Origin of the sequence: Arthrobacter sp. ES3-54 (assembly GCF_029504395.1) — a bacterium.
Taxonomy (GTDB): Bacteria; Actinomycetota; Actinomycetes; order Actinomycetales; family Micrococcaceae; genus Arthrobacter.
In genome coordinates this window covers 39,244-48,823 of sequence record NZ_JAQFIF010000021.1, presented here as the reverse complement: position 1 = coordinate 48,823, position 9,580 = coordinate 39,244, and the positions used below count along the sequence as shown (strand labels likewise).

At 67.6% G+C, this 9,580-nt stretch carries 8 protein-coding genes; 5 read left to right on the top strand and 3 right to left on the bottom strand.

Annotation, left to right across the window (positions count from 1 at the left end; genetic code table 11):
- A partial coding sequence (locus M2428_RS20870; RefSeq protein WP_277527879.1) for a transposase family protein occupies window positions 1-871 on the bottom strand: 871 nt, incomplete at its 3' end.
- A gap of 683 nt (window positions 872-1,554) precedes the next feature.
- Complete coding sequence (locus M2428_RS20865) at window positions 1,555-3,249, bottom strand: HNH endonuclease signature motif containing protein (protein WP_277527878.1); 1,695 nt, start codon at window positions 3,247-3,249, stop codon at window positions 1,555-1,557.
- Between the two features lie 487 nt (window positions 3,250-3,736).
- Between M2428_RS20865 and M2428_RS20860 the strand changes: the two genes are divergently transcribed.
- The gene (locus M2428_RS20860) at window positions 3,737-5,443 is read left to right on the top strand and encodes a serine hydrolase (protein ID WP_277527877.1); all 1,707 of its coding nucleotides are present in this window, start codon (window positions 3,737-3,739) and stop codon (window positions 5,441-5,443) included.
- A 56-nt stretch (window positions 5,444-5,499) separates the two neighbouring features.
- A complete protein-coding gene (locus tag M2428_RS20855) occupies window positions 5,500-6,009 on the top strand; it encodes a hypothetical protein (protein WP_277527876.1) in 510 nt (169 codons plus the stop codon).
- Window positions 6,010-6,045: 36 nt separating this feature from the next.
- On the opposite strand, the gene M2428_RS20850 is transcribed toward M2428_RS20855, so the two are convergent.
- On the bottom strand, window positions 6,046-7,623 hold the full coding sequence (locus M2428_RS20850) for an amidohydrolase family protein (RefSeq protein WP_277527875.1): 1,578 nt from the start codon (window positions 7,621-7,623) through the stop codon (window positions 6,046-6,048).
- A gap of 314 nt (window positions 7,624-7,937) precedes the next feature.
- Here M2428_RS20850 and M2428_RS20845 point away from each other — a divergent pair, with 314 nt between their 5' ends.
- Genes M2428_RS20845 through M2428_RS20835 form a run of 3 tightly spaced genes read left to right on the top strand, consistent with a single transcriptional unit; the run spans window position 7,938 to window position 9,528 of the window.
- The gene (locus M2428_RS20845) at window positions 7,938-8,285 is read left to right on the top strand and encodes a hypothetical protein (RefSeq protein ID WP_277527874.1); all 348 of its coding nucleotides are present in this window, start codon (window positions 7,938-7,940) and stop codon (window positions 8,283-8,285) included.
- Window positions 8,282-9,337: a zinc-dependent alcohol dehydrogenase family protein gene (locus M2428_RS20840; RefSeq protein WP_277527873.1), complete on the top strand. Its 1,056-nt coding sequence runs from the start codon at window positions 8,282-8,284 to the stop codon at window positions 9,335-9,337. The genes M2428_RS20845 and M2428_RS20840 overlap by 4 nt, the downstream gene beginning before the upstream one ends.
- On the top strand, window positions 9,334-9,528 hold the full coding sequence (locus M2428_RS20835; RefSeq protein WP_277527871.1) for a hypothetical protein: 195 nt from the start codon (window positions 9,334-9,336) through the stop codon (window positions 9,526-9,528). The genes M2428_RS20840 and M2428_RS20835 overlap by 4 nt, the downstream gene beginning before the upstream one ends.
- The last annotated feature ends 52 nt before the right edge of the window (window positions 9,529-9,580 follow it).

The window sequence follows — 9,580 nt, the reverse complement described above, 5'->3', positions numbered from 1 at the left end:
TTTTTGTTTGAGTCACGACCACAGGGCGGAACGGCCAGCACCTACTCTGCCAGCCAGTCCCAGACCAGCCACACCAATCCTCACAGTTCTTGTTGCCCGGACGGGACCGGGTGAAGGTGATGCGGTGCCGGATGCAGAACTCGAAGAGCTCGTTGTTGATGAACTCACTGCCGTTATCCGAATCGATGCCGATGACGGGAAACGGGAAGACCGCCAGGACGTGCTGCAGGGCCGCGAAGACGTGCTTCTGAGCCTTGTTCGGCACGGACCGGTTCACGGTCCAGCCGGTCGCGATATCCGTGACCGTGAGTGTGAAGCAGAACTGGCCGGAACTGTTGGACCCGTCGTGGCCGACCAGATCGATCTCCACGAAACCCGGCACCGCGTCGTCCCACTGGGCCCAGGTGCGGACCGGGATCTGGGACTTCAGCAACGATCCGGGCTTGGTATGGGAGCGGCCATGCGGCAGGAGCCTCGCCCGCTGGCCCGCCAGCCGCCGGTCGATGGTCGCCGCGCTCATGCGGGCCAGCAGCGCTGCCTGCCCGTCGGTGATGTCCAGGGCCTTCTCGGCCCGCAGCATCGGCACGAGATCGGGCAGCATCGGAGCCAGCAGCTTGCCCGCCGGGGCCCGCAGCACCGCCCAGCACAGCACGAGCCCGTCCTGCAGATCCGCCCCGTAAACCGGGGCACGCCCCGGCCTGACGGGCCGTGGCCGCGGCGGATCGAGCGCATGCCGCAACACCGCCCGGGCATGATCCCGATGCCAGCCGGTCAGCTCGACCAGCTCATCCAGGATCCGCCCCTTCCTGGCCCGGTCACCGGCCCGGTAGGACTCGGCCAGGTGCCTCGTGACAGCCCTGCGCTCACCCATCGTCAATCCCATCCCTCAAGGATGTCCGCGGCCAGCCTTCCCGGACCTTTTCCCATGAGGCAACGTATCCGGCTAAGCGGAGGTTTTTTATGAGTCAACTCGGCCACTGGTGATGGCGATGAGGCGGGCGTAGGCTTAAGGCGCCTGCAGGTAACCATCTGATGACGTCGGGTTGTTCGGGACATTGAAGTGTCCGAGCCTTCTCATAGCGAGATCGCGAAGGTACCTGCAGGCCCGAACGTCAGGCCGCCTTCCGGGTGGCAGGGCGTTTTTCTTTGTCGCCGTCACCGGGTCAGATTAGTCAGCGCGGCCAGTGGCTGGCACCGGTCGTTTTCCAACCGACCGGGGGAGCCCCCGTCGCGGGCAGCTCCCCCTTCCAGCAAGGTGCACGGCCAGGGCACTTTCCGTGGTTTTTCACAAGGTTGCCGACTAGGACGAATGGCGTAAAGTCTGCGACTCCGTCGCCTCAAGGACCTCATACGCGGACTCAACGTCAAGCTGGACCACGTACTTCAGGATGCACGCTCTCGGGAAATGGGTGGTGTCCAGGGCTTCACGCGGGTGCTCGCAAAGAGTTACGGACTACTCGAAGATTCTTGCACGATCACTGCGACGGCCCGACACCAGGTCACGACGCTTGCAAACCAATTGGCGCAATCGTACGCGGTGCCCTCGATCGGTCCCTAGGCTGCAGCAACCACATTGAGCCTGCCGCGCTTTAGCTTTTTGGCTTGGTACCGGAGTTGGCGCCGGTGCCGGGAGCCCGGCTGGTCTGCGGGTGATTGGCCAGGCGGCGTCCCCGGGAGGGGCGGCGCGGTGGAGTGGTAGGTGTGGCCGGTGGGGGTGGTCAGTTCGAGGGTGTGCCTGTTTCTGCTGTGCCCGGGCCCGGCTGCTGGTCCGGGTCCAGAGTCCGCGTGTTGTGCGCGTGCGGGGCGCGCTCTCCAGCCGGGGTTTTCTTTGGTGTGGTTGCAGGCTTCGCAGAGGCCGGCGCCGTTGGCCTGGGTGGTGGGCCCGCCATGGTGCCAGGGGATGATGTGGTCCAGGTGCCGGATCGGCGCGTCGCAGTAGGGGGTGCGGCAGGTGTCGTCCCTGGTCTGGATGAAGCGGCGCAGGCCGGGCGGGAAGATCCGGGCACGGGAGTCTATCGCGACGAGTTCGCCGGTGCCCGGGTGGGTGTAGAGCCGGCGGAGCCACACGGTGAAGGCGTTCTCATCGGCGCCGGACGCGGCACGGGGTCTACTGGGGCTGCCGGGTCCCGGGGATCCGCCGGCTGCACCGCCGGGTTCAGGGGGACCGCCGGGTCCCGGGGATCCGCCGGCTGTGCCGCCAGGTCCAGGCGGACCGGCTGTTGACTGGGCGGATTCCTGTGAGCCACCTTGTCCGGGTGAACCGACGCCGACGGCGCTGTATTTAGCCTTGGTGCCGTGGATGAGGGCGCGGGCCCAGCCGGCGGGGACGGTGCCGTAGCCGGGGATCCGGGCCGGTTCGGAGTCGGCCTGGAACAGGGTGCGGTCGGTCATGACGACCTGGATCTCGATCCCGGTGATCCCGCCCGGGGTGCCGGTGCTGCGTTCGACGAGGGTGTCGGCCATGGCCTGGCCGCGGCCCCTGGGGTCCCCGGCGGCCCGCAGGGTGTCGGCGTGCCGGCCCAGCGCGGTGTACATGCCGACGCCGGCGGTCATCGGGAGCAGGGCGGAGAGGTAGCACATGGTGTCCGGGGCCGGGCGGAGGCTGACATGCCGCTCGGACACGGCGTGCGCGGCGCGTTCGGTGACGGTGCGCGGGTCCAGCCGGTAGGCGGCGGCCCGGGCGGTGGCCACCAGCCGCCGGTCACCGGCCCCGGCCAGTGCCCCGGTGTCGGGCGCGAGGTCCGCGTCGACGGCGGCCCGGTCCGCGGCGGTCAGGCACGCGGTCTCGCGCACCAGCAGGGTGGCGCGCCATTCGTTCAGCTGCCCGGACTCGAGCGCGGCGAGGGTGTGCGGCATCTCGGTCACCAGGGCCTTGGCCAGGCCGAGGAGCCGGCTGCCCTTGGCGGGGGATTCGTGCCGGGCCAGGGCGATCTGCGCGCCGACCCCGGCGCCGCTCTGCTCCGCGGGCATCCCGGCCGCACGCTGGTCGCGGCGCTGGGAGGCATCAAAAGAGACGGCGATCCGGGCCTGCAGGGCCGCCGATGCCGACTTCACGTCCTCGAGTACCCGGATCTGGTCGATCATCCCCGGGCTGTCCGTGGCCGGACGGATCGCGGACACCATGCGGACCAGGTCCTCGACGGCCGCCGCCACAGTGACCGGCCCGGACGCCGCACCGCGCCCGGCGCGACGGAGGCCGGTCTCGCCGCCTCCTGCCGGAACCACTTCGGGCCCCTGATTGCCGTCCATGAATCAAGTCTCTTGCGGGGGTCTGACATTTAACGGAGAGCCAGGGCGGGCGGACAGGCGGCCGGTGGGGGTGGCCGCCGCATCCGTTGCCGCCGCACCTGCGCCGCCGGCAACGAAGCCTTCAGCGCCACAGTCCCCGGGGGCGGCCAGCCTGCGGCGCTGCAGTGCATCAGCGGCGATCCGGGCCTGCAGGTCGGCCAGGGCGGACTTCACGTCCTCCAGCTATCGAATCTGATCAAGTATCCCGGCACAGTCCGCGGCCCGGCGGAAGGTGGCGAATATTCGCATCACATCCGCGATCACCGCCCCAACGTTGTTCAGGTCCGCAGCCCTAACGCGCCCAGCAAGACTGATTAAACTGTCGCCGTCTCCGGCCTGAACCAGCGCCCGCAGACCCGGCCGGCCCTGTCTCAAAACACCGGCGCGGGTCCATCATAAAAGAGGGCGTCAGCTAGGCGCCCAGGCGGTATCGGGCGGAGGGTTGTCCATGAACCATAGGGAATCTATCGCGATGAGGATCGGCTCGCTGCCCTCGGACCGCCGCTCGCTGCTGAAGGCGGTCGGCATCGCGGGCATAGCCGGGATGCCATTGCTCGCCGCCTGCACGGCCCAAAATGCCCCCGCTGGAACCGGAAGCGGCGGCACTGGCGCCTCCGGTACGCCGTCGGCGTCGCTGCTTCCGGCGCCGGAACCGCAGGTCAAACCGCTTCTGGACCAACAGAAGGTGAACGGCGCTCTGGCCAAGCTGGACGGAATAGTCCAGGGCGCGATGGAGAGCACCGGCGTTCCCGGAGTCGCTGTGGCCGTGGTCTACCGGGACCAGATGGTGTACGCCAAGGGCTTCGGCCTGCGGGAGTCGGGCAAGCCCGAGACGGTGGACGCTGACACCGTCTTTCAAGTGGCCTCAGTGTCCAAACCCCTGGCCTCCACGGTTGCGGCCGTGGCCGTGAGCCGAAAGGCCATCTCCTGGACGGACCCGGTGATCAACCACAGCCCGGGCTTCGCACTGAAGGACCCCTACGTGACGCGAAACGCCACGGTCGCCGACTTGTTGTCACATCAAGGCGGCCTAAGCACGGGGGCGGGCGACCTGCTGGAGGATCTCGGATTCGACCAGGCCTACATCCTCAGCCACCTCAATCAGCAGCCGCTGGACTCCTTCCGGGCGAGCTACAACTACAGCAACTTCGGCTACACGGCAGGTGCGCTGGCTGCTGCAGATGCCATGAAATTGCCTTGGGCAGACCTCGCCGAGGAAGTCTTGTTCAAGCCCCTGGGCATGACATCCACGAGCTATCGCCACGCGGACTACGAAAAGGCGTCGAACAGGGCGCTGATCCACGTGCCCGCCGGTAACAAGTCCTGGGTGGCCAAATACAGCCGGGACGCCGACGCCGAGGCGCCCGCCGGCGGGGCCAGCTCCTCCGTGCATGACCTGGCCCGGTGGATCCGCCTGCAGCTCGCCGACGGCAGCTTTGAGGGCAAGGAGGTTGTCGCTCCGGACGCGCTAGGTGTCACGCATGTCCCGCACGCGGTATCGGGCCCTCCCGCGACACCGGCGGCCCGCACCCGCTTCTACGGCCTGGGCTGGAATGTCTCCTACGACGACCACGCCCGGCTCATGCTCGGGCATTCGGGGGCCTTCAGCCTTGGTGCCGCGACCGCCGTCTCGCTGCTCCCCGGCGAGCAGTTGGGCATTGTGGCCCTGACCAACGGCCGGCCGCAGGGCATCCCCGAAGCCATCTGCGCGTCATTCCTGGACACGGCCCAGAACGGCGCCCCGACAGTGGACTGGTTCGGATTCACCGCGGGCGCCTTCCAGAAGATCGATGAGGCGGAGAAGCCAAAAGTCGACTACTCCCAGGCGCCGCAGCGGGTCCAACCGGCGCGCGGCAACGATTTCTACGTTGGCAAGTATGCGAACTCCTACTACGGCCAGCTCAACGTCGCCGTCGAGAGCGGCGTGCTGACCCTTGAGCTGGGTCCTGCCGGCAGGACCACCAAGTTTCCGCTCAAACACTTCGACGGCGACACCTTCAGCTTTGAATCCATCGGCGAGAACGCCAACGGCCTTGCGGGGGCAATCTTCGCCCCTGGCGCGGACGGCGCCGCCCCCGGCGCCGGCGGAACGGCGTCGAGCGTCAGGCTCGATTTCTACGATCAGACCGGACTGGGCACCTTCACCCGCGGCTGAGCCTACTTTCGTGCGCCGTAAGCTTCTAGGGCGAGCACCCCCGAGCCAAGGAACCCATGCCGATCAACAGACAGTCACTCAAGGAAGACGGGTTTACGGGGTTTAGGACTCTCGCAGCGCTGGACATCAACCGGATCCCGCAGCGGACCGGGATCTTCGCCGTGCTGCAGCCTGCAGGCTATGAGCCGCGGTTTCTGCCCAGGAGCACAGCAGGGGTCTTCAAGAAGAAGGACCCTTCCGTCCCGGAGCCGGCACTGACCGCCGAGTGGGTTGACGGCGCCGACGTCGTGTATCTCGGGAAAGCGGGCGCCGGCAGCAAGGGCAACCGCGGCCTTCGCCGGCAAATCCAGGAATTCATCGATTTCGGCAAGGGCAAGCCGCCGGGCCACTGGGACGGCAGGCTCATCTGGCAGCTCGCCGATCCCGGCTCCCTCCTGGTTGCCTGGAAGGAGCTGCCCGCGGAGGCAGTCATTGAAGCGGAGGCCGCATACCACGCCCGGTTCCGCGACGACTACGGCCGGCTGCCGTTCGCCAACCTCGTCCAGGCCAGGGTCAAAGGCAAATAGCCATCGGCAAACAAGTCAAAGGTCTGTAGCAGTCAGCTACTGACCGCCGTGGGTGAACCGTCCCGCCACCAACGTGGCGGCCACCGGCATCGCGGCAAATTCCGCGGCGGAAACCGTCAGCGGGTCGCCGTCGAGCACGGCAATATCGGCTGGGTCCCCCACCCGGAGCCGGCCGCGACCGCGGGTCGAGGCCGTGAGCGCCTCCTGGCGCGAGAGCGCCTGCTCGGCATGCCATGGCCCGCGGCCATCCTGCCGGTCCCGCGCCGTGGCGGCGGACATGGCGGTCCACGGGTCCAGCGGGGCCACCGGGGCGTCCGAGCCAAGGGCCAGCGTCGCACCGGCGGCTACCAACGAACGGAGCGGGAAGGACCGGTCTGTACGCCCTGGCCAGTTCGCCTCGGCGGCGTCCCGATCGTCGAGGGCATGCGCAGGCTGGACGCTCGCGGTCACACCCAACCGGCCGAAGCGGGTGAAATCCTCGCTCCGGACAAACTGGGCATGTTCCACCCGCCCGGCAATGCCCGCCGCCTCAAACGCATCCAGCGCGACCCGGTTGGCGGCGTCGCCAATCGCGTGGACCGCCGGCACAAAGCCCGCCTGCTGCGCCCGGACCAACAGGGCAAGCAACTCCGCCTCGTTCACCGTCAGCAGGCCGTGACCGCCGTTCGGATACGGGTCAACGCAGTACGCGGTGCGGGTATTGAGCGAGCCGTCGATCAGCACCTTCAATGGGCCCACGGTCAGGAGCCCGCCGCTGCCGGCCACCGCCAAACCTGTCCGCAGCCCCTCGGCCACGGCCCGGTCCAGGTCCTGTGGGTAGACTCCCGCCTCAACCCGCAGGGCAGCGAAGCCGCCGGAGATCCGCCGGAGCCAGGCGTCGCGGTTCCAGTTCATCTCGAAGTCCACGATCCCGACCACGCCCCGCGCCGCAGCAGCCCGTCCCGCCTGCCGCACCCACGGATCCACCACCGTATCCGGAAGCTGGCCAAGCTGGCGGGTCAGGGCGAACGCCGGATCTTCCCGGAGCAGCCCGTCCGCGTCCACACGCACCCCGTACCGTTGGGCCGCTGCTGAGTTGAGCCAGACACAGTGGAGGTCGTGGCTGATCAGCGCCGCCGGCCGGCCGCGCGTCACGCCATCGAGGAGCGCCAAGCTGGGCAGGTCCGGCCAGACGGCATCGCGGAAACCGACGCCCACCAGCGTCTGGACGGCTCCCGGAGCCGCAGTGCCGCCCCCGACCCCAGCGCCGCCGCCGACCCCAGTCACGGCGCCGGCGACGAGGGTCTCGGCGACAACGGTCTCGGCGAGATGGGACCCGACGACGGCGGCCGCCTCGCGCGCCGAGCCGGCGGCGGAGAGGTCAAGCCGGTTGGAGGCCAGCGCCCACTGCGTCATGTGGACATGCTCATCCCACAGCCCCGGAATGATGTAGCGGCCGACCAGGTCCACCACGCGCGTTGCGGCGGGGACCGCAGGCGAGTCGTGGTGCGACGGGATGATCGCAGAGACGGCGCCGCCGCAAAGATGAACGTCGAAGCATATTTCGTCCCCGGGTTGCCGCACCGCGGCCAGTACGAGGTCCGGCGCGAGGCAGGGATCGAGCGGAGCAGACATAGAAACAGGCTAGGCGTGCACCGCCCTTGAACCTAAAGTCGAGCACCTAAACCCGAGAACCTGAAGTCGAGAACCCCAAAATCGAGCGCCTCAACCCGCAGGACCCAAACACACACACGGGACTTTCGCCCCTTACCCCTGCCATGCCCGCCCACCAAGCTAAATGTGGTGAGGTTCCTGCACGGCCAGTTGGGGGTCGTAGTTGAGGGGGGAACCGCCTCAGGTAATGCAGCACGGTCTCACCGCGAATTGGGGAAGGAAATGGCGTTGGCACTTTCCGGCTTCAGCAGGAAAAGGCAGGAGGCCGCGGCCACATGACCATGCACCACCATATGCACCATCATTCCGGGGACCCCAAACTCAAAGTTCTTATCCGCCTGAACGCCGACGCCGAATCAGCTCGGATCGAGGTGCATGGCGTGGTGACCGCAGCCAACGTGCGGGCACTGTATGTGGTTTGCCGCCGCGTCACTAGCAAGCTTCCCAGCTTTGAGCTTGTGCTCGACCTCGCCCATGCCCGGGTGTCGGCCGCCGCGATCGAGGAACTCCGTGAGCGCGCCCGCGCCTCGCTGATGTATTCGGGGATCGACGGCACGGAGACACCGTGCCGTCTCCGCCTTGTGGACCCTTTGGTCATCCTCAAGACCAAGGAACACGTATGAAAGCCCTCGTTTACGGCGGCCCCGGGGAGAAATCGTGGACCGACGTCCCCGATCCCACCATCCAGAGCCCAAGCGATGTGATCGTCAAGGTGGACACCACCACCATCTGCGGCACCGATCTGCACATCCTCAAAGGCGACGTCCCCACCGTGGCCAAGGGCCGCATCCTAGGCCACGAGGGGGTCGGCACCATCACGGAGATCGGGGCGTCCGTCACCAGTCTCAAGGTTGGCGACCGCGTGATCATTTCCTGCATCAAGTCCTGCGGACACTGCGCCAACTGCAAGACAGGCCTGTATTCGCACTGCCTGGGCGAGGAAGGCACGTCCGGCATCGGCTGGGTTTTCGGGCACCTGATCGACGGCACCCAAGCCGAGTTCGTCCGCGTCCCGTACGCCGAGAACTCCCTGCACCTCCTGCCTGAGGGAGTCAGCGACCAACAGGCCGTCATGCTCTCCGACATCCTCCCCACCGGCTTTGAGATCGGTGTGCAGTACGGCAGGGTCAAGCCCGGCGACACGGTGGCCGTGATCGGCGCCGGCCCGGTCGGACTCGCCGCGATCTGTACCGCCGGACTTTACGGCGCCGCGACGATCATCGCCGTCGACCTCGACGCGAACCGGCTCGAAAAATCCCGCGAATTCGGCGCCACTGATGTGGTCCTCTCCAGCGCCCCCGACTGGAGGGAACAGGTGATGGTCCTGACCGACGGGCAGGGTGTGGACGTCGCGATCGAGGCCGTGGGCATCCCGGCGACGTTCACGATGTGTACCGAGATCGTGCGGCCCGGCGGCAACGTGGCCAACGTGGGCGTCCACGGCAAGGCCGTGGAACTGCATGTCGAAGACCTCTGGATCCGGAATATCAACATCAGCATGGGCCTGGTGAACACCAACACCACCCCCATGCTGCTCAAGCTCGTCGCACAACAAAAAATCCCCGCAGACAGTTTCGCGACCCACCACTTCATCTTTGACGAGTTCATGGAGGCGTACGACACTTTCGCCCGCGCCGCGGAGACGAAGGCCCTCAAAGTGGTGATCACGGCATGAAAGCGTACTTTGTCTACAGCCCTGGCATCGTGCGGCGCCGGCCAACGGCAGTCAAGGCGGCCGCCTGCGACACACGCCTGCGCACTTTCAGCCACGGCGACGCCGTCACAAAGACTGCGCGCGTCCTCCGTGCCGCCGGTGCCGACATCATCGCCGAAGCCAAACCGTTCCTGACCTGGCGCGGGCGGTAGCGGCCCGGGCCGCCAGCTTCCGGAAGTCCCGCCCAGCCGGGCGTGGCAAACG

Coding starts and splice junctions, on each gene's coding strand:
- M2428_RS20840 (WP_277527873.1), top strand. CDS start 8,282: ATGAAAGCCCTCGTTTACGGCGGCCCCGGGGAGAAATCGTGGACCGAC.
- M2428_RS20845 (WP_277527874.1), top strand. CDS start 7,938: ATGACCATGCACCACCATATGCACCATCATTCCGGGGACCCCAAACTC.
- M2428_RS20860 (WP_277527877.1), top strand. CDS start 3,737: ATGAACCATAGGGAATCTATCGCGATGAGGATCGGCTCGCTGCCCTCG.
- M2428_RS20850 (WP_277527875.1), bottom strand. CDS start 7,623: ATGTCTGCTCCGCTCGATCCCTGCCTCGCGCCGGACCTCGTACTGGCC.
- M2428_RS20865 (WP_277527878.1), bottom strand. CDS start 3,249: ATGGACGGCAATCAGGGGCCCGAAGTGGTTCCGGCAGGAGGCGGCGAG.
- M2428_RS20835 (WP_277527871.1), top strand. CDS start 9,334: ATGAAAGCGTACTTTGTCTACAGCCCTGGCATCGTGCGGCGCCGGCCA.
- M2428_RS20855 (WP_277527876.1), top strand. CDS start 5,500: ATGCCGATCAACAGACAGTCACTCAAGGAAGACGGGTTTACGGGGTTT.